Raw genomic sequence first — 23,508 nt, forward strand, 5'->3', positions numbered from 1 at the left:
GGCGGCCTCACTATTGCAATTTGTAGAAGTTTTTGACGAATTCAGAAACAATTCTTCTGCCATGATCCATAGCATCCGGTCGATTTATCCCTGTGATTCCCTTCCCTTGAGTGGCCGCAAGGACCCACTTCTCCGCCAGCTCTTCCTCTCGGCGGACGAGTTCATCACGATTCTTGCGTGTTCCGCGAAGTCCCTTCTTCTGCTCATCTTCCTCCTGTTCGAGGCCCCAACCGGCCTGGATCGCTCCCTTCATGGACATGGGATAGGCGCCACGGACGCCCCGCCTACCCGTCCCCTCATATGCCGAGAAGGCATCCTCGGCGGAGAGGCCACCGCCTTCTCTACCGCGGGCAAGGAGATCGGTCGTCATCGCCGCAAACCCTATGTTGGCATAGTTACGAGTCGACTCCCGAACAAACATGAGCCAGTGCGAGCTCCTGATGAAGTCACGCTGTTCCTCGTCCCAGGACCCCGGCAGAGTCCCGTTCCTGACGTACGCACGCATACCAGCTGCGAAGTCTTCTTCCGAGATTTTCAGATCCTTCAGTTCTTGAGGTACCTGGTCGTATCTCTCGACTCCTATGGTCTTTGCATTTCGCGCGCCGGGCTGGTCCTTCTCGCGTACTCTCTCTCGGTTCGGACCGACTTCGTAGTCCTCGTTCTTGTAGCCCGGGTCGTACGGAGGAAGCTTCTCCCTGGCGCCGTCCGACTTCGAGATCTCCAGGCCCTCGCCGCGTTCGCGGAGGTAATGGACCACCCCAGGAATGTCGGAGCTGCCGGACGTCCTCGGGACATGTTCCGCCCCCTTGCCTTTGCCGGTCTGCTCCGCCGCGAGCTTCTCGCGGTGCACGCGCTCGGCGGCGGCACGAACGTCCTGGCGTTTCAGAACGTTCTTCGACTCCTCCCGCACCAACTGACGCATGTCCGGTGGCACCAGTTGGTAGCCAACGTCGACGGGCTCCTCCGGGTTGAGACGAGCCCACACCTTGAACTGCTGCTCACCCTGTTTCCCCAGGCCGGTGAGCCGGTACCAGACGCGAAGGGCGCCGAGCACGGCCAACAGCATGCGCTCGGGGACGCCCTGCTTGAGGAGGAGGCGCACCTTCGGCCTCAGCCTGGCCAGGATCTTCTGCAGCCGCGCCTCCTTCGACTCCTTAGACTTTTCCTCTTTACGCCTCTTGTCCTGGTCCCCTCTCTTCTGCTCGTGCTGCCTCTTCTTGTGGTCACGCAGGTGGCCCTTCTTCCGCTTGAACAAGTTCCGCAGCTTCGACGCGCCGTTCTTGAGCGCCTTGCCCAGCTTCGACTTCTTCAGCTTCCTGCCCAGCGTCTTCGCCGCGTTGCCGGCCTTCTTCATGGCCGACTTGACCGCGCCCTTAGCCTTCGAGAGTGCCTTGCCCACAGGAGACTTGGGCTTCTTGGGCTTGGTCGGCTTGGGGCCCTCGATCTCCTTCTGCTTCTTCTTCGGCGCGGATTCAGAAGTCTTGTCCTTGGCCGGGGCCCGGTCCTTGGTGGGGCGCTGCTCCTTCTCCGGTGCCTGGTCTTTCGGCTTCGCCTCCGGCTTCTTCGCCGGCCCCTTAGGCGTAGCGTGATCCTTCGGTTTCACCGGGGACTTGGGGTCCGGCGAGGGCTCGCCCTTCGGCTTGTGTGCCGACCCGGGACGGGTCAATGCCTGCTTGGCCTTGCGCAGCGCCCCCCGCGCCGAGTTCACCGCCGAACCCGCCGCCTTCTTCGCGCCTCCCCCGACCTTCTTCAGGCCGTCCATGATTTTCTGGGCCATGCCCTTGAGGCGTTTGCCTACGCCCTTGGTGGCTGAAGCCAGCTTCTGGAGGAGGAAGTTGGTGATGAAGTCCAGCAGGGCCACGACCCCCGCAGCCACCGCCTCCGCGAACAAGCACGCCGCCGGGCCCGCCTTCACCGCCTTCAGGTAGGCCCAGAACTTGCCGAACGCCGACAGGATCGAGCTCACCGTCGACCATGCCGCCATCAGGCCCTGGATGATCGTGAGGATCGCGCCCGCCGCCGGCACGATCATCGAGACGACCTTCTCGATGACCAGCGTCGCGATCATCATCGGGAGGGAGGCGATGATCGCGTCCCACGCCATCTTGCCGATCTGTTTCAGCGATACGCAGCCCTTTACCAGGACGTCGATCACCGCTTTGCCCAGGCCGAGGATGCCCTCGACCTTCGTGTCGAACCAGCCCTTGACCGCCACCTTGATGGCGCCCCAGAGATGGTCGGTGATACCGGTCTTGGCGGAGCTGCCCGCCTTCGAGATCCAGCCGCCCGGGTCCGGCGCGATGTCCGCCACCAGCGCCGCGAACTTCCCCAGCGCTTCGATCGCCGCCTGCGCGAACTTGATCGCGCCCTCGATGACGGCCTGGTACGCCTTGATGACCGCCTTGACGCCCGCTTCCAGGACGTCGAGCAGCTTGTTCAGGCCGGCGGCAAGGGCGTCCAGCAGGCTGTTGACCGCCTTCTTCAGGCCGTCCGCCAGCTTGTTGACCGTTGCGATCGCCGCGTCCCGCAGGCCCTCGATCGCCTTGCGGAACTTGTCCCGCAGTTCGGGGAAGGCCGCCAGCAGCGTGTCGCCGATCGCGATCAGGACGTCCGCCAGCGCGTTGATCGCCTTGACGGCCAGGTCCCGTACGAAGTCGATCGCCTGGTTGGCCCACTCCTTGAACTTGTCGATGATCCCGTTGACGGCCTTGCGGGCGGCGTCGAAGACCGCGGTGACGGCGGCGAGCAGGCCCTTGAAGAAGTCGGCGACCTTGTCCGCGATCCAGCCGAGGATGCCTCCGGAGGGCTTCTTCTCCTCCTTCTTCTTCTTGGCCTCCTTCTCGGCGTTCTCGCGCTCGGTGTCGATCGAGGCGTTGTCCTTGTCCTTGCGCTCGCCGACCTCCTTGTCCTTGTCGTCGCGGGCCTTGACGATCTCCTTGTTCTTCTTGCCGTGTTCGTCGTCGGACTGTTTGTCCGCGTCCTCGATCTTCTTGTCCTGCTCGCCCCGCCAGTCCTCGCGCTGCTTCTGTGTCTCCTGGGCGACCCGGCCCCGTTCGGCCGTCTGCTGCGAGGTGTTGCGCTCGACCTCGCTGTTGATCTCGGCCTGCTTCTCCTGCTTGGCCTGCTGCTCGCTCTGCTGGTGTTCCTTGTCCTTGGCGTCGAGGTCGCCCTGCGCCTTGCCGGCGGCGCCGGTGATCTCTGAGCCCTTCTCCTGCTTGGCGACGGCGCCGACCCCGGCCTTCGGCGCCGGAGTGGCCTCAAGGGCGCCCGCCTTGCCGCCGCCCCCGCCGGAGGCCTTGCCCCGGAGTTCCTCCCGGGGAGCATCGGGGAAGATCTGGTCCTCGCCGAGCGGCTTGGCCGCGTCGTCACGGCCCGTCGTCTGCAGGTCGGACTGCTTGTCCTTGAGCGCCTTGGCCTGGTCGTCGGTACGGGTGGGGTCGCTGGCGCCTTCGAGACGGATCTTGGGCGCCGGGCCCACCGTCTTGTTCTCGAGTTCGGGGTCGGTGGTCGGGACCGCGTCGGCGGCCGCCTCGACGTTCTTCGCCTCGGCCTCGCTGAGCCCCTTGTTGGGCACGGCGGGGGCCGGCGGAGGCGCCACATCGGCGGTGGCCTCCTTGCCCTGGGCCTTGTCGCCGCCCTTGGCCTTCTGCTTGTCGGCCTGGTCCTCCGGGCCGATCCGCTCCACCTTGCCGGTGACCTGGGCGGCCTGCGGCGCGGCCTCGGGCGGCGCCGAACGCGTCTGCGGCGCGCCCGAAGGACGTTCCTTCGTCGGCGGGGCGGCGTCGAGCCGCTTCTGCTCCTCGCCGATCTTCTTGTCCGCGGCCTTGTCGACCCCGGGCATGGCGGCAGCCGCCTGATCGGGCGCCAGCTTGCTCACGGTCTGCACGGCAGCCTTGGGATCCTGCCCCGAGACGTCCGGCGGATCCTCCTGCTTCTGTTCGGGCGCGGCCTCGCCACCGCCCCCTCCGCAACCGCCCTGCCCCTCTTCCTTCTCAGGCGCGGGCGCGGGCGGCGCACAGCCACCGCCGTCCTTCTCCAACGACGCCTCGGGCCGGGGCGCGTCCGTCGCCGCCGTCTGGCCGGGCCCGTCGGTCTGCTCGGCGGCCGGGCTCACCGCGGCCTGAGCGACGGACGGCGCGGCACCAGGTCCGGCAGCGGTCGTCGGCCCGGTCTTCTCGGCGGCACCGACGGGTCCGCGCGGCGCGGCGCCGGGCCCGGTCTCCTTGGGAACCTGGCTCTTGGCCTGCGGCGCCTCACGCTCGGACCGGGGCGGCTCGGCTCCACGCCGGGCGGCGGGCGAGGGTTCACGGTCCTCGACCGGTGTCTTGGGAGTCTGCGCACCGGCGGGCTTGGCCACGGCGGCGGCCACCGGGGTCGCCACCGACGGCGCGGCTCCCGCACCCGACGGGGCCCCTGCGCCCGTACGGGACTCCGCAGCCGTACGCCCCCGCTGCTCGCTCTTCTCCGCCTCCGCGTCCTCGGCGTCCGGCTGCTCGTCGTCGTCCGCCCGGTCGCCGTCGGCGGACTCGGGCTCCTTGTTCTGCTCCTTCTCCTGCTGCTGCTCCGGGTCGGGCTTCTCGGCCTCGGGCTCGGGGCGGTCCTTCTCCTGGGTCGCCGGGTCCTGGCCGACCTCCTGGTCGAGCGGCTTCTCGGTCTCCTGGAGGTCCTTGGTGCCACGGTCTTGAGCCTGTGCGGCAGGCCCGTTCTCAGGCTGCGGAGCCTCGCCCTCTACGGGCCCCTCGTCCTGGCCAGGGGCCTTCTGCTCCGGCCCGGCGTCGTCCTCGTCCTGCTCCCCCTCCCGCTTCTCCCGCTCCTGCTCGGTCTTCTCCGCCTTCGTCGGCGGCGGGGTGGGGAAGGAAGGCAGCGACGGTTCGGCGGCCCCCGGAGCGAGCTTGTCGGCGGTCGGTACGGCGGACAGGTCGAGGTCGGCGTCCGGCAGGTAGTCCTCGGGCTTGAGCGCGGGTTCGTCGTGCTCGCCCGCCGCCGGTGCGCCCTCGTCCTCGCCGCCCGCGACCTCCTGATCGGCTCCCGCTTCAAGTCCGAGCGGCCGCTCCTCCTCACGCGGTTCGGCCTCCGCGCCGCCGTCCTCGCCCTTCTCGTTCAGGCCGTGCTCGGACAGCGCGGAGTCGGACCGCTCGCCGCGCTCGTCGACCTTCTCGGGGCGTACGGGGCCGGGCTGGGCCCTCTGCTTCGGGTCCGGTTCCTCGCGCTTGGAACCCGCGCCCGGCTGCGTCTGGTCGTCGCGCCGCTTGCGCTTGTCGGCGCCCGGCTCGCTGGCCTGCCGCGGGTCTGCCTCTTCACGCTCGCGCTGTTCCTTGCGCTCCTCCTTGGCCTGTTCGGTGCCCTGCTGCTGCCCCTGGGCGCGTTCGTCGGCGGCCTGGTCGGTGCGCTCGCGGTCGCCCGCCGCCTCCTCGTCCGTCTGCTGCTGTTCCTCCTGGGCCTGCTGCCGGGAGGCGTTCCGCTCGTCCTCCTGCTCGGTGCGCTGAGCGGACTCCTGCTCTTCGGTGGCGGCGTCGGAGCGCGCCCGGCTCCGGTCGCTGCCGCTCTTCTGGTCTCGGGCCTTGGCGTCCTGCTTTTCCTCGCGGGTGTCGGTGGCACGCCGGTCGGCAGACTTGCGGTCGGACTCCTGCTTCTTCTGCCACTGGGTACGTTCGACACCGAGCTCTTCGAACAGGTCCAGCTCGGGCAACGGCGCCTGGGTGGGCTGGAGTTCGACGGGACCGGGGCGAGCCTCGTCGGCGATCTCCAGGAGCCGGTCGTACTCGGGCGTCAGCAGCCGGTTCTCCAGCCGGTCGACGACCGCGTCCTCCAACTCCTCTGACATACGGGCCAGTTGGAGCCGCACCCGGCCGGAGGCGTCGGTCGGGTCGCCGCGCAGGCTGCGCAGCACATTGCCCGCGAGCCGGTCCACGAGGGTCGCCGGGTCGACGGCCTCGGCACGCATCCGGTCGGCGTCGACGGTGGCGTAGCGCAGCCAGCCGGGCGTGGCCTGGCCCTCTTCGACCGTCGGGGCCTGCTCTGAGGACGCCGAGGATGTTGGCCGAACGACCGCCTGCGCGGCCGCCTCCGCCTCCCGCTCGATGGACTGCTGCGGCAGGCTGACCGCACCGAGTTCGCGGCCGGCCCGCAGCGCGCCCAGGCCGTGCGGGTTCTGCACGGTGTGCTGCAGTTCGTGGGTCAGCAGCCGCCGGCCCTCGTCGGTGCCGGGCCGAAAGGCTCCCTCGCGGAAGAAGATGTCCTGGCCGACGGCTACGGCGTCCGCGCCAAGCAGTTCGGTCAGCTGCCCGGCGTCCCGGCCGGTGTGCAGCCGTACCCGCCCGAGGTCGTGGCCGAGCTGTCCCTCCAACTCCCGCCGGAGACCGACGTCGAGCGGCTGGCCGGCCCCGCTGACGATGTCCTTCGGCTCGGGCGCCTGGTTCTTGGCGGCGCGTTCCTTGCGCTTCTTGCGGCGTTGTTCCGCGGCCTGGTCCGCGCGGGAGTCCTGGGTCTGGGCGCCGCTCATCGCGTCACCTCCCCGCGTCCGGAAAGGCCGGCGTGCACGGCGCGGGCCAGTTCCTGGCCGAGGCGGCGGGCGGAGAGGCCGGCGGGCAGTGGCGACAGGCCGGACAGGGCGTCCACCGCCACAGCGCCGTCCGCCGCCAGGGGTACGCCGTGTTCGCGTACGAGGCGCGTCAGTTCGCGTTCGAAAGATGCCGAGACCCTGTCCGGGTCTACGCGGAAGCCGTCTAGGACGAGTTCGCCGACGTCGATACGGATTTCCCGAGGGACGCGAGCGTCGTCACGCCGGTCCCGTGAGCCTGAGTGCGGAGTCACACCCATCCGCGTACCTCCCCCGGCGTCAAGGAGCGTTCCAGCTTCAGGTATTCGGTGCGGGCCGCCGCGAGCATGTGGCGCATCTGGAGGCGGTCGCCTTCCTCGGCGGCGAGGAAGGCGCCGGAGAGAGCTATGTTGCGTATCGAGCCGCCGGCGACGGTGAGTTGCGCGAGCAGGTCCGGCTCTATGCCCTTCACCGGGGCCTGCGACGGGAGTACGCGGCGCCAGATCTCGGCGCGTTCGTTCTCGGCCGGGAACGGGAAGTCGACGACGAAGCGGATGCGCCGCATGAAGGCCGTGTCGAGGGCCTTCTTCATGTTGGTGGTCAGGATGGCGAGGCCCCGGTAGGCCTCCATCCGCATCAGCAGATAGCTGACCTCGAGGTTCGCGTAGCGGTCGTGGCTGTCCTTGACCTCGCTGCGCTTGCCGAACAGGGCGTCGGCCTCGTCGAACAGGAGCAGGGCGCCGCCCCGTTCGGCGGCGTCGAAGACCTTGCGGAGGTTCTTCTCCGTCTCGCCGATGTACTTACTGACCACCTGGGAGAGGTCGATGATGAAGAGGTCGAGGCCGAGTTCCTTGGCCATGACCTCGGCGGCGAGGGTCTTGCCGGTGCCGGAGCCGCCCGCGAAGAGCGCGGTGACGCCGAGGCCGCGGCGCAGGGTCTGCGCGAACCCCCACTCCTGGTGGACCGTGGCCCGCTGCCGCACATGCGCGACGATCTCGCGCAGGACACTGGTCTGGCGCTCGTGCAGCACGAGGTCGTCCCAGCCCGCCTCCGGTTCGATGCGCCGGCCGAGCGCGTCCATGCCGACGCGGGCCTCGCCCAGGCCGGCCCGCCAGGCGAGCTTCGCCCCGTCGAGTTCGTCCTCGCCGGGGAGATCACGGCGTACGGTCGCGGCGGCTGAACGTACGACGTGCGGTGGCAGCTGGAACTGGGCGACCAGCGAGCGCAGTTCCCCCTCCGCGATGTCGACGACGCCGTCGAACTCCCCTGCCCACAGGCTTAGTTGCTCTTCGTCGTCGAGGTGCGGCACGGCCACCCGTTCGCCTCGCGCCCGCTCCGTGGGCCACGCGTCCTCGCTCGATACGACTACGGGTACGGCGGCCCCGGCCAGGAACGCCTCGGTCGCCGCCCGCTGGTCCCGGTCCAGTTCGCCGACCTCGACGAGCAGCGCGGCCGGCAGCAGGATCGCCTCGCGCTGCCAGAGCCGGGCGAGGGCGTCACGTGCGGCGGGGTCGGTGGGGATGTCCTCCGCGTCCATCGCGTAGATCCCGAGCCCGGCGCGGGCGGCCGCGGCGGCGGCTATGTCGGCGCGGCTGCGCAGATCGCCGCCGACCAGCTCGACGAGGAGCGGGCCGTCCGGGCGGGCCCCGTCCGTCCAGCCGGCGGTGACGCGGTTCGCGGCCAGGTCGTACGAGGGCGGCAGGCCGTCGGCGACCGGGGTGCGGCGCAACTGGCCGTGCAGCCGGGCGTCCAGATAGGGCGAGCCGAGCAGGAAGTGCAGGATCCGCTCGTCGAGCCGGAGCCGCGACATGGTCAGCCGGGACTCGTCGTCCAGCTCCACGAGGCGCCAGCGGCGCAGCGGGGCGACCGGGGTGAGCGCGCTCCAGTGCGGTTCGCCGAGCGCGGCCAGGGCGAGGGAGAAGGTGGGGTAGGCGCGTTCCGGGTCACCGCTGGCCGCTGCGCAGCGGGCCGCCGTGGTGGGGTCCAGTTCGTAGGCGGCGGTGAGCAGGATGAGGTCGCGCTCGAACGTGGTGAGGCCGAAGCAGGAGGACAGGGCCGTGAGGGGGGCGGCGGTGGCGGGGGCCGTCTCGGGCACGGAGGCTGAAGCGCCGCCGTCCACACCCAAGTCACCTTGCTCATCGGCTGGTTGGGCCTTTCCGGCGGTGTCCGCCGCCCGCGCGGCATGAGCATCCACGAGTGCCAGTACGCGCTGGATCTCCGCCGCCAGCGGCAGCGCACCGCCCGTCCCGACGGCACGGTCCGCCGTCATGTCGTCGCCTCGCCCCCGAGTCCCCACGCCGCCTCAGCTCTCCCCGCCGTCAGTGGCGCCCGGTTTCTTCGGGGCGGCAGCGTCCGTGGTCTTGGCGGCGCCACGCGCCGAGGTCTTACGAGTACGGGTGGTCGGCGCCTTCGCAGCAGCCGCCGTCGACTTGGCCGGAGCCTTCGCGGCGGTCTTCGCCACCGCCTTGCCGGTGACCTTCCCCTGGGCACCGCCCTTCACAGGCGCGTCGGCCACCTCCGACACCGGGGCACCTTCAGAGCCCGCCCCCGTATCCGCACCCCCGTCAGAAACCGGCCGCTCCGGCGCCCCCGGCGCCCCGAACGGCAGCACCGTCACCGTCTGCCGCTCCACCGGCTTAACCGGCACCGGCTGCTCGCGGCCCTCGATGAAGACGAGCGACGCCTGGTAGACCACGGACAGCGTGTACGGCGTCTGGTTGAGCATCCCCCACAGCTTCGACGTCTCGTCGACGTCCATCACGGTCGGCGTGAACCGCACCTTCTGGACCGCGTCGGCCAGGTCACTGCCCGCCAAGTACGGCTTCTCACCTGCCTGTTCGATGACGTCCTTGGGCAGGACGGGTATCTCGTGCAGGGTGCGCACGACCGAGCCGATGAGGCGCTGGCCGACCAGTTCGCTCTCCTCGCCGTACGCGCTGATCACGAAGTGCAGGTCGAGAGCGGCGGCCGGGCGCTTGACGAGCCTGCCGTCGGAGGCCCTGGTCGGCAGGTCGTTGCCGCGCTGCGAGGTGTTGGGCGTGACCTGGTACAGGAACACGATGATGGTCGGGTCGGTGGGCGGGTCGGCCGGCGGCTTGCGCGGCTCGACCTTGACGGCCATGCCGATCTCCGGCTGCAGGTTGGCCTCGATGAGCAGGGCCAGGGCCTGGGTGACGTGGGCGAGTGCGAGTGCGTTGCTCATGGGGTCAGTTCCTCAGTCCCTCGTCCACGTGTCCCTCCCGCGTGTCCACGGCTTGCGTTCCTCACTCGCGCCCCCGGGCCAGGTAGTCCTGCAGGCTCACGGTCGCGCTCTGCCTGGCGGGAGCGGACCGGCCCGCACGGCCGGTGTCGGCGGACGACGCCCCGGCCGCCGTCACCTCGAGCCGCCCGATCTGCACCTGCACCACCTGCTCGCCGCCGCGCCCTCCGCGCCGACCCGCCGACTGCCGTACGGCGTCCCGTGCCGCCGCCGTGTCCACGGCGCTGGGCCGAAGGGGGGTGGGCACGGCGACGGCGGCGGTCTCCGTCCCCGGGGGGACGGGCGCGGAGACCGCGCTTCGGGTCGGGAGCGCGGCGCTTCGCTCCCGTGCGGCGGTACGGCGTGCGGTCTCGGGGACGGCACGCGGCACCGGCATGGCGGCGGGCCGCAGCGGACGCACCTCCGGCGTGGCCGGGAGCGGCGTCCGCGAGACTTCAAAAGCGGGGGCCGCTTCAGTACGTACGACGGTGCGCTCACGCTCCGAGTGGAAGCGGACCTCACGCGTCGGCGTACTCAACTCACCGTGATCTATTGGCACTTGTGGGGTCGAAGGCCATAGAGACTCGACGCCGTCCGATTCCTGCACCCCATCCCCCCGTACCGCCTCCACCCGCTCGAAGGGCCCGGCGAGCCTCGGCCGTACCCGGGTCACGCCCGCGTGCGGCACGGCACCCCCGGCGTGCCGGGCGAGCAGCCGGTCGAAATAGTCCGGGGCACCCCCGTCCGAAGACCCCGATGCGCCCGCAGGCTCAGTGGGCTCACGCATCCGCACACAGCTCCAGGTAGTAGCGGCGCCGCAGCGGGCTGAGCGCCAGAATCTCCGGCTCGCTCCAGCCGTAGGCGGTGGCGAGCAGATGGACGTCGAGCAGGACGTCACGGGCCCAAGCGTCCAGCTCCGCCCACAGGTAGGAGGCGATGTCGAGTTCGGCGCGGGTGGCCGCCTCGCACTCCGGGCAGTTGATGTTGAGCGTCACGTCGGCGGCCGGGTCGGCGGCCTCGACCGCCTCCGCGATCATCTTCTGCACGGCCTCGGGCAGTACGTCCACGGCGACGGCGGCCCCGTCTCGCTCCGCCGACACGACGCACCGTGCGAGGAGCGCGCGCCGGGCCGCGCCGGCGGAGAAGGCCGCGTCCGGGTGCCGGGCCGCCGCCGTCAGATCGGCGACGGTCGGCACCCGGAACGCGACGTCCCAACCGCCTTCGGTGAGCTGAACCACAGACTCGTCCGGCGCGCGCAGGGTCCGGGCGAACTCCCGTGCGTCCAGGTCGAATTCCATGTCCGCGCCGCACGCGTCGCAGTCGATCCTGACCTGCATCCGCTCGCCGAACAGGGCCCGGCGCAGCGCGAACAGGTCGGCCTCGCGGGCGCCGACCGGCAGCGCCAGCAGCGCCTCATGGTCGCCGCCGAGCTCGGGACGGGCGGCGCGGTGCAGGAGCAGCGCGCGGCCGTGGCCGTCGCGCCCGAGTCCCGCCTCCCATGTCGCCAGGAGGTCGCCGGCCTGAGTGCTGTCCGTGATCCCCGCCGTCATCCCCGCCCCCGTTCCCTGCCCGTGCCGCCGCCCCCGCGACGGCCTTCAACCCACGCTCCGCCCGATTACCTCAACTAGCCCTTACTCAGGCCGGGTTGAGGAAAGAAGGCTCCTCCGGCTCCGGCACCTCGTAGTCCCGCTCCCAGCCCTCGCACTCGAGCTTGAGGCTCTGGATCGCCACCGCGTTGGCGTTGGCGTCCAGCTCGCCGAGGACCTGGTACTCGCTGGGCCAGGTCCGGTAGAGCTTGTGCGAGACGGCGACCTGCCCGGCCTCGTTGAGGACCTGGATCACGATGTCCTTGCGGAAGTCGGCCAGGGACACCTCGGAGCCGAGTCCGGCGCCGACCTGCCAGACCTTGTTGGCCCAGCGGTCGAACTCGGGGTCGTGGGTGACCCCGCGCTCCAGGGTTATGCCCTCGAACTCGGAGCGGCCCGGCGACTTGCGCGGGGAGCTCGGGTCGCCGCCGTGCCGGTGCTTGACGACCTCGGTGGTCCGCTTCAGGGGACTGATCTTGCTGATGCCCGCGACCGTCCGACCGTCCCACAGGACCAGGAACTTGAAGTTCTTGTAGGGGTCGAAGCGATGGGCGTTGACGTTGAACTCAGCCATCGGATTCCTTCACGCCTCAAAGGTCTTTAGATCTCGAACTGCCCGGACGTCTGCTGGATCTTGACGATCACGAACTCGGCGGGCTTGACCGGCGCGATGCCGACGAGGACGTTCACCACGCCGTTCGCGATGTCCTCGTCCGTCGTCGTGTCGTGGTCGCACTTGACGAAGTACGCCTCGCGCGGAGTGCCGCCCTTGAAGGCGCCCTGGCGGAAGAGGTTGTGCAGGTACGAGGAGGCGCTGAGGCGGATCTGCTGCCACAGGTTCTCGTCGTTGGGCTCGAACACGACCCATTGCAGGCCGCGTTGCAGGCTCTCCTCGACGTGCAGGGCGAGCCGCCGCACGGGCACGTACTTCCATTCACTGTCGAGGGCGTCGGAACCCTCCAGCGTGCGGGCGCCCCAGACGGTCGGGCCGACCATCGGGAAGGTGCGCAGGCAGTTCACGCCGAGCGGGTTGAGCAGGCCGTTCTCGCGGTCGGTGAGCTTGACCGCGAGGGACTGCACCCCGGCGAGGCGCGCCTCGGTCCCGGCCGGCGCCTTCCACACGCCACGCTCGGCGTCGGTACGGGCGTACACACCCGCGACGGCGCCCGACGGCGGGAAGGAGCGGAGGCGTCCGGTGAGCGGGTCGGTGAGCTGGATCTGCGGGAAGTACAGGCCCGCGTGGTTGCCGCGCACCGGCTCGAAGGCGGCGAGTCCGGCACGGGCCGCGTCGACGCTGCCCCAGGAATTCGGCGCGTCGACGAGCAGGAAGATCCGCCGCTCCTGGCACAGCCGCTGCGCCGCCGAGACCACGGTGACCGCGTCCTCGACCTTCTCGTACGCGGCCAGCTCGGGCAGGACGAGCAGATTGACGTCGGCCTCGTCGCGCAGCGACTGGATGCCGGTCTTGTCGGCCTCGGATCCGATGAGGTCGCGCGGGCCGGGCGCGCCGCCGTCCTCACCGCCCTCGAGCGGGAACACGGGCGGGTTGACGGAGCCTTCGAGGCCCAGGTCGTTGGCGCACTCGCCGACGAACCGGACGACGTCCTCGGGGTCGGTGGACCCGGCGACGACCTGGACACGCCGGCCGAACGCGGTGACCTCGGCACCCGCGAAGGCGTGCTTGCCGGGGGCGTCGGGCAGGGCCCGCAGTTTGCGTTCGAGGAGGAGCGCCAACTCGGCGACGTTGCACGGGACTTCGCCGTCGGTGTCGGCGTCGTAGAGCGTGAACTCGCGCTCGACGTCGCCGATCTTCACCTTCAAGTCCACGGCCAGATCGGTGAGTTCGTGCCCGAACGGCTTGGAGACGGTGCCCGACGGATCGGGGCGGCCCTCGCCGACGACGTCGACGCGGATCAGCCGGGAGCCGGAGTTGACGACGGTCGGCGCGTAACGGCCGTGCGAGGCGTCCATGGAGAGGCCGGTGAAGGCCTCGCGGGCGCCGCCCCGGGCGTCGTACACGCGAAGGTTGAACTCGTCGTCCGGGCACGCGGTGTCGTAGTCGACGGCGACGCGGAGTCCGTCGCCCCAGTGGCCGGGCTCCTTGGCGTGGACCTCGAGGACCGGGCTGTCGCTGTGGCCCTCGGTGGAGGCCAGGGCGACGCAGGCGGCCTTGCCGGTGCCCGCCTTGGTGACGCGGACGATCACGGCGACCGTGCCGCCATTGCCGAAGAACTGGTGCACCGCGTAGCCGACGGCACTCTGCGAGCTGAGACCGCCGAAGCGGCGCTCGAACTCGGCGAAGCTGGTGACGCGCACCGGCTGGTTCAGCGGTCCGCGGCGGGTGTGACCGACGAACGCGGTCACCGAGGTCGTGACGGTCGAGATGGTGCGGACACTGCTGGGAAGCTCTTCGACGTATACGCCGGGATATGTCGGCTTGGCGCTCACTGCATTCGTCGGCATTCCCCCTCCTATCCCTTCTCAGGCACCGGACGAAGGCACCAAGAGATGGCATGGGGAGCCGCTCCGTCGGGCACGCGGGAAAGGACCGGCCGCTGGTCACGACGGGTCACGCGCACCTCATCAAGTTTCCCCCGTCAACATCCGGGCGGTTGGCCGCCGGACCGAGCGTCGCGCGCTCGTGACTCCTGATGCGTAAGTGCTCAACGGAGTATTCATTGCTGGCAAGTTGGGGAGCAAGGCGACTTCCGGTCACAGAGCGGGGAGGTTCCGTGAAGAGCGGATGACCGTCATAGCGCGCGGATCATCATGCCGGTGCGCGTCGCAGCGCTTCTGGCGATGCGGCTCGCGTATGCCTCGCGGTGCGCCTCTCGGTGCCGCGGGGACAATGGTCGCCTGCTCACCCGCCCGGACCCGCCGGGCTGCTCCGCGCTCCGGGCGCGCGCAGGCTGGTGGGAAGGACCGACCGGAAGGGCTCATTCGACATGGGGAGGACGGCATAAACACGACACGGACGGCGGGCACCCGCAGAAGCACCGTCGCTCGGCTCCTTGCGCGTCTGGCCGTGCTGGCGGTGCTCGGTTCCCTGGCCGTGCTGATGCTCGCGCTGGGCAGGAACGGGCTGAAGGTCGTCGGCGCCGGGCTGCTCGGGCTGATCCTGTGCGCCATCGGTGTCTGGTGGATCGTGGCCCATCGCGGGGTGGTGCGGCTGCTCGGGGTGCTCCTCGCGCTCGGCGCCCCCGTCGGAGTCATGGTGCTATTCGTCTACGACGGGTTGTGGCTGACGGCACTCGTGATGATCCTCTGCTGGGCGGCCGCACTGGCCCTCGCCCGAGCGGCGCTGCGCGCGGCGCGTCCGGAGCGGCCGATGCGGGCGCTTCCCGCGTCCCGGCCGAAGCGACCGGTCCTGATCATGAACCCGAAGTCCGGTGGCGGAAAGGTGGGCCGCTTCGAACTGGTCGAGCGGGCCGAGGCACTGGGCGCCAGGGTGATCCTGCTCGACCCGTCGGCCCCGGCCGATGTGGCGGCGCTGGCGCGCGAGGCGGTGGCCGGGGGCGCGGACCTGCTGGGCGTCGCGGGCGGTGACGGTACGCAGGCGCTGGTGGCGGCGGTTGCGGCGGAGCACGGCCTGCCGTTCCTGGTGATCTCGGCCGGTACCCGCAACCACTTCGCCATGGACCTCGGCCTCGACCGCTCCGACCCGTCCCGCTGCCTCGACGCGCTGACCGACGGCGAGGAACTCCGCGTCGACCTCGGCGACGTCGCGGGCCGCGCGTTCGTCAACACCGTCTCCTTTGGGGTGTACGCGGACATCGTGCAGCGCCCCGAGTACCGCGACGACAAGGCGGGCACCGCCCTGAACCTGATGCCGGACCTGCTGGTCGGCGCCGAGGGACGGCGCCTGGACGCCCGGGTCGACGACGCCGGCCTCTCGTCCCAGCAGGCGCTGCTGGTCAGCAACAACCCGTACAGCTCGCTCGACGACATCGCCGGGGGCGGGCGGCGGCCCCGGCTCGACGACGGGGAGCTGGGCGTCGTGGGCATCCGGGTGGAGGGCGCCGCGCAGGCGGCGGCGCTCGCCGTGCGGGGGTCGCAGTCCGAGGGGCTGACCGTCATGACCGCGCACCGGGTCGAGGTCGTCTCCGAGGCGGAGGAGATTCCGGTGGCGGTGGACGGTGAGGCGCTGCGGATGCCGACGCCGGTCCTGTGCACGCTGCGTCCGCGTGCGCTGCGGGTTCTGGTGCCGCGCGACCGTCCCGGCGTCATGATTCCCGCCCCGCCCGTGGACTGGCGGAAGCTTCTCGTCCTCGCCGTCGGCCGCACCGAACGAACGTCTGAAGGGCCCACCCGTGCCTGACCCGAACTCCCCCGCGTCCGCCCGCCGCACCGTCGCGGCCGTGCTCAAGGACCTGGACGCGATCGACGGGGCGATGTACGCGGCCGTGGCCGCCACGCCCACGCCCACGCTCGACCGGGCGCTGCGGCGGCTTTCACGCACCGCCAACCACTCGAAGATCTCGCTGACCGTCGCGGCGGGCCTCGCGCTGGCACCCGGGCGTCCCCGTCGGGCGGCGCTGGCCGGGGTCGGCGCCGTCACGGTGGCCTCGGCGGCGGCGAACCTGTTCGGGAAGCGGATGTTCCACCGGCACCGGCCCGACCGCGAACGGGCCCTGGTCGTCGCGGAGCGGCACGTTCCCATGCCCCGGTCGGCATCCTTCCCGTCCGGCCACACGGCGTCGGCGACCGCGTTCGCGACCGCCGTGGGCGTCGTCTGGCCCCCGTCGGCGGTGCCGCTCGGCGCGCTGGCCGTCGCCGTCGGCTACTCGCGGGTGCATACGGGCGTCCATTACCCCGGCGACGTCGCGGCGGGCGGGGTGCTGGGCTTCGCGGCGGCGGCGGTGTCCCTGGCCTTCGTACAGGCGCGGCAGAACCGTACGTGACGGGCGTCCTGACCGGACCCAGCTGTGCGGAAAGGCCTCGAGCTGTGCGGAAAGCCGGGCCGGTCAGGCCGTTCTCCCTCGTCGTCCGCCCGGGTGGTCCTGCGTGTCCGGGGCTTCCGCCTCGACCGGGTTGTCCTCGCCGACGCGGAGCGTGAGCGTCGACGGGTAGCCGCCCTCGGAGATCTTGGCGACCATCCCGGCGAGGTACTCGCAGGCCAGCGAGATCTCCTCCTGCGCCTTGTTGCGCTCGCTGACGGCCGCCGCGACCAGCAGGGCGGTCAGCGCCGAGGAACCGTTGAACGCCTGCAAGGTGATCATCTTGGTGAGCAGATCGTGATCGGCGAACGGCCCGGACCCCCGGGCCGCGGCGACGATCGCGAAGGTGGACACGGCAAGGGCGCAGGGTGCGGCCCCGCCCAGCCGGAAGCGGAACGCCGCCCAGATCAGCAGCGGGAAGCCCAGGAAGATGAGCGGCGTGCTGCCGCTCGCGGCGAGTCCGACGCCCACGGTGGCCACGACGAGCAGGAAGGCCTCCACCCAGCGGGTCGGCGGAGCGTGCTTCGGCCAGTGTGCCGAGCGCAGCACGAGCAGGACCGGCGTCACCACGAGGACGCCCATCGCGTCGCCGGTCCACCAGACCGACCACGTCGGCCAGAAGCCGTCGTGGCCCACCACTCCTGCCAGAGCGAGGGCGGAGCTGCCGATCGTGGCGCTGACCAGCATCCCGGTGAACGCGCCGAGGAAGATCAGGGCGAGCACGTCCCTCAGCCGGGACAGCTCGACGCGGAATCCCACGCGGCGCAGCAGGGCGTAGGAGCACAGGGGCGCGAGGGTGTTCCCGACGATGATGGCGGCGACGGCCGGAGGCGTGGGCCCGAGCGTGCCGTTGACCAGAAGGGCACCGAGCGTGATCCCCGGCCAGACCCGCGGGCCGCGCAGGAGCAGGCCGGCCAGGGCGATGCCGGTCGGCGGCCACAGCGGGGTGACCTGGCCGCGTACGAGTTGCTGGAGCAGTCCCAGTTTGGCCGAGCCGTAGTAGACCGCGGCCACGACACAGATCTCGAGGGCGACCGCGGCGCCGTGCCGGAGCCGTTCTCGCCGGGCGACAGTCATGGGACGGCCTCCGCTTCGACAGCGCTCCGGGATCCATCATCCGCCGCTTCCCGCGGATCCTCCACGGGACCGGTCTGCGGGGGCGTCCGTCGCGGGCCGGCCGGCGTCAGGCGGGCGGGGTGCGCAGGGCGAGTACGGCCATGTCGTCGTGGCCGTCGCTGGGGTGGTGGTCGGCCAGGGCCTGGACGAACTCCGCGAGCGGCAGCGCCGCGTACCGGGTGGCGAGGTCGGTGAGTTGGTCGAGGCTGTCGTCGATGGGGCGGGCGGGGTGCTCGATCAGTCCGTCCGTGAAGAAGACGACGGTGGAGTCGGGGGGGATGTACCGGGAGTGGTCGGGGCGGGGTTCCTCGGTGGCGACCCCGAGCGGCAGGCCCGGCTCGGCGAACAGTGTTTCGGCGCGCTGCCCGGGGACGATCAGCAGGTGCGGGACGTGGCCGGCGCTGCTCCAGCGGAGCCGCCAGACCGGTCCGGCGGGTTCGATGCGCGCCAGGGTGGTCGTGGTGAGCGGGTTGTTCGTGAGGGCTTGAAGTGTGCGGTCGAGCTGGGCGAGGACGGCTCCGGGCGAGTCTCCCCGTTCGAACAGCAGGGCCCGCAGCATGTTGCGGGTGGAGGCCATTGAGGCGGCGGCTCTCAGGTCGTGTCCGACCACGTCACCGATGACGACGGCCACGACGTTGCCGGGCAGCGGGACGGCGTCGTACCAGTCGCCGCCGAGCTGGCTGGGCTCGGTCGCCGGCCGGTAGATCGCGGCCGCGGTGAAGGGGCGCAGGTCGGGCAGCGTCGGCAGGAGGAGCCGCTGGAACTGCTCGGCGCCTACCCGGACCCGCTCGAAGAGGCGGGCGTTCTCGATGGCGATTCCGGCGGCGCCGGCCAGGGCGACGACGACGTTCTCGTCGTGCGCGTCGAAGGGCTCTCCGTCGCGCCGCTCGGAGAGGTAGAGGTCCCCGTAGATCTCGCCGCGCACGTTGATCGCGACGCCGAGCAGGGTCCGCATCCGCGGATGGCCGGGCGGGAACCCGGTGGACGAGGGGTGCGCCTGGATGCTGTCCACGCGCAGGGGCTCGGGGTGACGGATCAGGTGTCCGAGCACGCCCCGGCCGCGCGGGAAACCGGTGCCGGCCAGCTCGGCGCGCTCCTCCTCGGACAGGCCCGCGGTGATGAACTGCTCCAGGTGCCCGCCGGACTCGTCGAGCACGCCGAGCGCCCCGTAGCGCGCCCCCACCAGGTCCATGGCGGTGGTGACGATGCGCTGGAGCACCGCGGGCAGCTCGACCTCGCGGCTGATGGAGACCACGGCGTCGAGCAGGCCCTGCAGCCGGTCCATGGCTCCCAGCATGGCCCGCAGCTGTTCGTCGATCCTGCCCAATTCGGCTCGCAGACGTTCGTGCAGGTCAGGAATGTGCGGCTGCCTCGGACGGGCGCCTCCCTCTCCCGCCATCAGGGGTCCGCCCCTACGGTCGAGGAGTGCATGTCGGCCTCCTGGCAGGACCCCCGGCGATCGAGGTGATGGCGGCGCACACCGGGTAGATGTGCGCCCCGGGTCAGGCGGCCGGCAGCTCCTCCACCGGGAGCCGGCCTGCGCGCACGGCGTCGACCAGTGCCTGATGGTCACGCTCGTTCTGGTCGGCGTACGACTCCGCGAACGTCGCCATCGCGCGGTCGAACGCGTCACCCTTGCCGAGGTAGGAGGCGATGGCGACGCGGTCACCGGAACGCGCGTGCGCGCGTGCCAGCGTGACGCCGCACAGCTGGCCGAAGGCCTCCATGCCCTCCGGCTTCATCTTCTCCGGTTCAGCGATGCCCTTCCAGTCACGCAACTGGCGTATGTAGAAGTCGCGTTGCTTGCCGTCGATGCCGTCCACCCGTTCCCATCCGAGGAAGATGTCGCTGGCGGCCTGCATCAGCCGCTGGCCCGCGACCACCCGCTCGCCCTGGTTGCGGTACCGGCTCGCGCCGACGTGGGCGGCGAGCACGGAGTTGTCGGCCTCCTTTGCCTGGAGGAAGAGCGGATCGCGGCCGTCGCGGCCGATCAGGAGGATGATCCAGCACCGGGTGCCGACGCTGCCGACGCCGACCACCTTGCGGGCGACATCAGCCATCTCGTAGTCCTCCAGGAGCGCGCGCCGGTCGGACGGCATTGTCTTGCCGTACCGCTCGAGCATCCCGCGGAACTGGCGCTCGAAGGCGCTGCGCTCGATCTCCGGCATCAGGTCGCCGACAGGGATGAGCAGGGGCGGATCCGCCGCGATCCGGGGCTGGCCGGAGACCATCTCGGTGAGCTTGTCGAACACCTGGAGGCTGTCGCGGGTACGGGCTTTCGCCATCGCGCGGGCCAGGTTCTTCTGACCGCGCTTGGGGAGCTGGTCCGCGGCGACGGTCTCGAGAATGCTGGCGTCGATCTTCGCGTACCAGACGTCGAGGTTGCCCGTCCCCGCGAAGCGGATCATCCACTCGCGGTACGAACGGACCGCGGCGGTCACGATGCGGGCGCGTTCCGCGTCGTCGAACCCGTTGGCCCGGGCCGCGATGACGAGGCTGGCCGAGAGCCGCTTCACGTCGAACTCCCAGGGGCCCGGCAGCGTCTCGTCGAAGTCGTTGATGTCGAACATCAAGTCCCGTTCGGGCGAGGCGAGCAGACGGAAGTTCAACAGGTGTGCGTCACCGCAGAGTTGGGCCGTGATGCCCGAGCGTGGACTGTCGGCGAGGTCGGACGCCATGATCGCGGCGGCGCCCCGGTAGAAGCGGAACGGGGACTCGATCATGCGGCCGTAACGGATCGGGACGAGTTCCGGAACGCGCGCCTCGGACTGTTTCTCCAGGATCTTCAGCGGGTCCCGCCGGTCGGTGGCCGGCCGGTACACGCCGTGGCCCGACCGTGGGCAGTCGCGACGCGCCTTCTTGCCCAGCGCCACGCGCTCTTCGGGAGTGAGGTGGGGCGACGAACGCATCGCCGTGGTCGCGCTCCGGGTCATCGGACCCTCCTGCCTGGCCCAGCGGCCGTTGGAACGCCCGGCACAGGGCGTCTCGGGTGGTGGGGGCGACCTCGCCGCCTGCCGCCCGGTGCCGGACGTGCGGACGATCGATCCCGGGTGAGCGTCCGCTCAGCCCTCGGCCTCGATCTCGGCGTCCGCGACGGCTATGGCGATGCCGAGCGCGGAGGCGATGTTGCCCGCCGCCGTCATGACACGGGCGGTGCCCACGATGGGCGCTATGGCGACCAGGACGTCCTGCACCTGCTCGGCGTTGACGCCGGTCTGGAGCGCGGGGTCGATGTGGGCCGCGTAGGAGATGGGCGGCGCGTCCGAGGCGGCGAGCGCCGCGATACGCGTAAGGAGAAGCATGTCCGGCGCCAGCTGGCAACGGTCGATGGAATCGGCCGTCATGGCGGCGAGAGTGTCCAGGACGGGGGTTTCAGAGACGGTGGACATTCCGAATGACCTCCTGGCGAGATTCGTGCGGGAGGGAAACGTACTGCGTCGCGTCAGCGACGCGTGCGGCGCCGGTGAGCGCCGTACAGGCCCAGCAGTATGCCCACGACAAGGGTGACGGTCAGGACGCTCCACAGCGGCAGCGTCACTGTCGGGATCCACAGCCTGATGGTGACGGATTCCGTATTGGCCGCGATGAACCAGATGGCCACCGCGGCGAGGAGAACAAATCCGATGGTGCGCAGTCGCACGGCGTGCCCTTTTACGGTCACGGCGGACGGGCCATGCCCCTGCGTGGAGCTCTGGGTCATGGGTCCATTGTCCGATGGCGGGAACGATCGGTCGAATTGTGGCCGATTCGGCGCGGTCAGGGGCTTACCTGCTCGAAATTCATAAGGGCCCGAATGGGCAGATGACAGTCTTGGAGGGAGCGGCCGCCCCGCGTCAGGTTGCCGGGTACCGAGTGTGGTGGGCCGCTCACACTCCGGGCTCGTCTTCGATCACGCGGTCGAGGCGAATGGGCAACGTACGCACCCGGCGGCCCGTGGCGTGCCAGACCGCGTTCGCGATCGCCGCCGCTGTGCCCACGGTGCCGATCTCGCCGACACCCTTCACACCTGCCGGGAGGCCCGGTTCGTAGTCGGGTACGAAGTCGGCCTCGATGTCGGGTACGTCGGCGTGCGCGGCGATGTGGTACCCGGCGAGGTCGGTGTTGACATGGCGCCCCGTACCCACGTCACGTACACCCTCCTCATGGAGGGCCATCGACAGGCCCATGATCATGCCGCCGACGAGCTGGCTGCGTGCGAGCAGCGGGTTGATGACGCGGCCCACGGCGTACATCCCGAGGAGCCTGCGCACCCGTACTTCACCGGTGGCCGGATCCACGGTCACTTCGCTGAACACGGCACTGTAGGCGTGCCGTTCCATGAGAGGCAGGTCCTTGAGCGCCTGAGTCGTGTCATACGAGACCGTCAACGGGAGCTCGCCGGTGGGTAGTTGGGAGCGGAGGCGGGACGCCGCCTCGGTGATCGCCCACGCCCAGGACGCGGTCCCCCGGGAACCACTGGCGCCCCACGCGGGGCCGAGGTCACTGTCGGCGATCAGCAGACGTACGCGTTCGGACGGTACGCGCAGTGCTTCCGCCGCGATCGCGGTCAGCGCGGTGCGCGCGCCCTGGCCGATGTCGATGGCGCCGACGGCCACGGTGAACGTCCCGTCGGTCTCGGCGGTGACGGAAGCCGACGAGGGCAGCGCTCCCGCGGAGAAGGACGTGGCCGCCATCCCCGTACCGACGAGCAGGTGACCTTCTCTCCGGGTACGCGGCCGGTGGTCACGATTGGCCCAACTGAAGCGCCGGGCACCCTCGTTGAGGCAGGCGACGAGGTTACGGCGGCTGAACGGCAGGCCGGAGACGGGACCGACGGTGGGTTCGTTGCGGAGCCGCAGTTCGACGGGGTCCATGCCCAGGCGTTCGGCGACCTCGTCCATGGCGGATTCGAGGGCGAACGATCCCGGTGTCGCGCCGGGCCCGCGTACCGAGTAGGGCGGGAGGATGTCGATCGGGACCGCGGTGCGGCGGGTGCGGATGGCGCGGGCCGCGTAGAGCGTGTTGGTGAGTTCGGTGCAGTTCTCCAGGTAGTCCGCGACCTTGGAGAGCTCGAACGCCGCCGTGTGGTCGATCGCGCGCAGCCGGCCGTCGGGGTCGGCGCCGATCCGTACGCGCTGGTCGGTCATCGGGCGCATCGGGACGATCTGGAAGACCTGGGTGCGGGTGAGGGTGACACGTACGGGACGGTCGAACATCTTGGTGGCCATCACCGCGAGGACCAACTGGGGCCCGCACGTACCCGACTTGGAGCCGAAACCGCCGCCCACGTGCGGGGCCCGGACCCGCACCTGCTTCGGGTCCAGATGGAACAGAGTGGCGACGGTCATGGCGACCACGAAGGGCGCCTGGTTGGAGTCGACGATCTGCAGGCGCTCGCCCTCCCACCACGCGGTCGCGGAGTGCGGCTCCATGGCGGCGCCGTGTTCCTCGGGAGTGACGTAACGCTCGTCGACGACCACCTCGCTCGCGGCGAGTTCCGCGTCCACGTCGCCGACGGTGGCGTCCTCGCCGAACGCCGGGGTGGCCGGGCGGGCGTCGGGGTGGTCGGCCGAGAAGCCGACGTCGTGCGGTTCCACGTCGTACGTCACCCGCAGGGCCGTGGCCGCGGCGCGGGCCTGCTCGGCGGTGTCCGCGACCACCAGGGCGACCGGCCGGCCGGAGTACGCGATCTCCGCGCTCTGGAACAGGTGCATACCGCCGTCGGGTCCGAAGAACGAGCCCGCTTCCAGGTTGAGGCGGGGCGCGTTGCGGTGATCGATGACACCGAGCACGCCGGGCATGGCGAGCGCGGCGGAGGTGTCGATGTCGCGGACGCGTCCGCGGGTGACGGTGGAGGTGACGACCCAGCCGTGCGCCAGGCCGGCCATCGGCTCGTCGGCGGCGTAGCGGACGGCACCGGTGACCTTGGCGGTTCCCTCCACCCTGGGCCGGGCGACGCCGATGGCTCCCGGGTGGGGGCCGTTGTTCTCGGGGGCGGGGGTGGACGGTGGCGGGGTGGACGGTGTCGGGGCGGGCGACGTCGGGGCGGACGACGTCGGGGCGGACGGTGTCGGAGGGCTGGTCGAGGAGGCGTCCATGGGCTGATCTCCTTCG

Annotated in this window: 16 protein-coding genes; 2 read left to right on the top strand and 14 right to left on the bottom strand. The window is 70.8% G+C overall.

Features of this window, described 5'->3' with window-relative positions:
• Positions 1 to 10 precede the first annotated feature (10 nt).
• The 8 genes from ABZ893_RS01925 to ABZ893_RS01960 all read right to left on the bottom strand — a co-directional run bounded on the left by ABZ893_RS01925 (position 11) and on the right by ABZ893_RS01960 (position 13,825).
• Positions 11 to 6,502, bottom strand: a complete 6,492-nt coding sequence (locus ABZ893_RS01925; RefSeq protein WP_361395165.1) for a DUF4157 domain-containing protein — start codon at positions 6,500 to 6,502, stop codon at positions 11 to 13.
• Entirely contained in the window at positions 6,499 to 6,819 is a 321-nt protein-coding gene (locus tag ABZ893_RS01930; protein WP_361395168.1) for a hypothetical protein, read from the bottom strand. The genes ABZ893_RS01925 and ABZ893_RS01930 overlap by 4 nt, the downstream gene beginning before the upstream one ends.
• Entirely contained in the window at positions 6,810 to 8,807 is a 1,998-nt protein-coding gene (locus ABZ893_RS01935) for an ATP-binding protein (protein ID WP_361395171.1), read from the bottom strand. The genes ABZ893_RS01930 and ABZ893_RS01935 overlap by 10 nt, the downstream gene beginning before the upstream one ends.
• 33 nt (positions 8,808 to 8,840) lie before the next feature.
• Positions 8,841 to 9,740, bottom strand: coding sequence for a DUF4255 domain-containing protein (locus tag ABZ893_RS01940; RefSeq protein WP_361395174.1), 900 nt, complete (start codon positions 9,738 to 9,740; stop codon positions 8,841 to 8,843).
• A 61-nt stretch (positions 9,741 to 9,801) separates the two neighbouring features.
• Positions 9,802 to 10,314, bottom strand: coding sequence for a hypothetical protein (locus ABZ893_RS01945; RefSeq protein ID WP_361395177.1), 513 nt, complete (start codon positions 10,312 to 10,314; stop codon positions 9,802 to 9,804).
• A gap of 241 nt (positions 10,315 to 10,555) precedes the next feature.
• Complete coding sequence (locus tag ABZ893_RS01950) at positions 10,556 to 11,326, bottom strand: hypothetical protein (RefSeq protein ID WP_361395180.1); 771 nt, start codon at positions 11,324 to 11,326, stop codon at positions 10,556 to 10,558.
• Positions 11,327 to 11,411: 85 nt separating this feature from the next.
• Positions 11,412 to 11,936: a phage tail protein gene (locus ABZ893_RS01955; RefSeq protein ID WP_255979047.1), complete on the bottom strand. Its 525-nt coding sequence runs from the start codon at positions 11,934 to 11,936 to the stop codon at positions 11,412 to 11,414.
• A gap of 26 nt (positions 11,937 to 11,962) precedes the next feature.
• Complete coding sequence (locus ABZ893_RS01960; RefSeq protein ID WP_361395183.1) at positions 11,963 to 13,825, bottom strand: phage tail sheath C-terminal domain-containing protein; 1,863 nt, start codon at positions 13,823 to 13,825, stop codon at positions 11,963 to 11,965.
• Between the two features lie 595 nt (positions 13,826 to 14,420).
• Between ABZ893_RS01960 and ABZ893_RS01965 the strand changes: the two genes are divergently transcribed.
• Both ABZ893_RS01965 and ABZ893_RS01970 read left to right on the top strand, forming a co-directional pair.
• Positions 14,421 to 15,680: a diacylglycerol kinase family protein gene (locus ABZ893_RS01965; RefSeq protein ID WP_361396066.1), complete on the top strand. Its 1,260-nt coding sequence runs from the start codon at positions 14,421 to 14,423 to the stop codon at positions 15,678 to 15,680.
• Positions 15,673 to 16,263 (top strand): phosphatase PAP2 family protein, encoded by a 591-nt coding sequence (locus tag ABZ893_RS01970; protein ID WP_361395186.1) that lies wholly within the window; start codon positions 15,673 to 15,675, stop codon positions 16,261 to 16,263. The genes ABZ893_RS01965 and ABZ893_RS01970 overlap by 8 nt, the downstream gene beginning before the upstream one ends.
• A gap of 63 nt (positions 16,264 to 16,326) precedes the next feature.
• Here the strand turns inward: ABZ893_RS01970 and ABZ893_RS01975 are convergent, their stop codons facing one another.
• The 6 genes from ABZ893_RS01975 to ABZ893_RS02000 all read right to left on the bottom strand — a co-directional run bounded on the left by ABZ893_RS01975 (position 16,327) and on the right by ABZ893_RS02000 (position 23,492).
• On the bottom strand, positions 16,327 to 17,376 hold the full coding sequence (locus ABZ893_RS01975) for an MASE1 domain-containing protein (RefSeq protein ID WP_361395189.1): 1,050 nt from the start codon (positions 17,374 to 17,376) through the stop codon (positions 16,327 to 16,329).
• A 106-nt stretch (positions 17,377 to 17,482) separates the two neighbouring features.
• Complete coding sequence (locus ABZ893_RS01980) at positions 17,483 to 18,814, bottom strand: GAF domain-containing SpoIIE family protein phosphatase (protein WP_361395192.1); 1,332 nt, start codon at positions 18,812 to 18,814, stop codon at positions 17,483 to 17,485.
• A 103-nt stretch (positions 18,815 to 18,917) separates the two neighbouring features.
• On the bottom strand, positions 18,918 to 20,348 hold the full coding sequence (locus ABZ893_RS01985; RefSeq protein WP_361395195.1) for a DUF2252 domain-containing protein: 1,431 nt from the start codon (positions 20,346 to 20,348) through the stop codon (positions 18,918 to 18,920).
• 129 nt (positions 20,349 to 20,477) lie between these two features.
• Positions 20,478 to 20,804, bottom strand: a complete 327-nt coding sequence (locus tag ABZ893_RS01990; protein ID WP_361395198.1) for a carboxymuconolactone decarboxylase family protein — start codon at positions 20,802 to 20,804, stop codon at positions 20,478 to 20,480.
• A 53-nt stretch (positions 20,805 to 20,857) separates the two neighbouring features.
• Positions 20,858 to 21,115: a LapA family protein gene (locus ABZ893_RS01995; RefSeq protein ID WP_361395201.1), complete on the bottom strand. Its 258-nt coding sequence runs from the start codon at positions 21,113 to 21,115 to the stop codon at positions 20,858 to 20,860.
• A gap of 166 nt (positions 21,116 to 21,281) precedes the next feature.
• Positions 21,282 to 23,492, bottom strand: coding sequence for a xanthine dehydrogenase family protein molybdopterin-binding subunit (locus ABZ893_RS02000; protein WP_361395203.1), 2,211 nt, complete (start codon positions 23,490 to 23,492; stop codon positions 21,282 to 21,284).
• Positions 23,493 to 23,508 lie beyond the last annotated feature (16 nt).

The sequence above is a fragment of the Streptomyces sp. NPDC046821 genome, from assembly GCF_040645335.1.
In the GTDB taxonomy this organism is placed as follows: domain Bacteria; phylum Actinomycetota; class Actinomycetes; order Streptomycetales; family Streptomycetaceae; genus Streptomyces.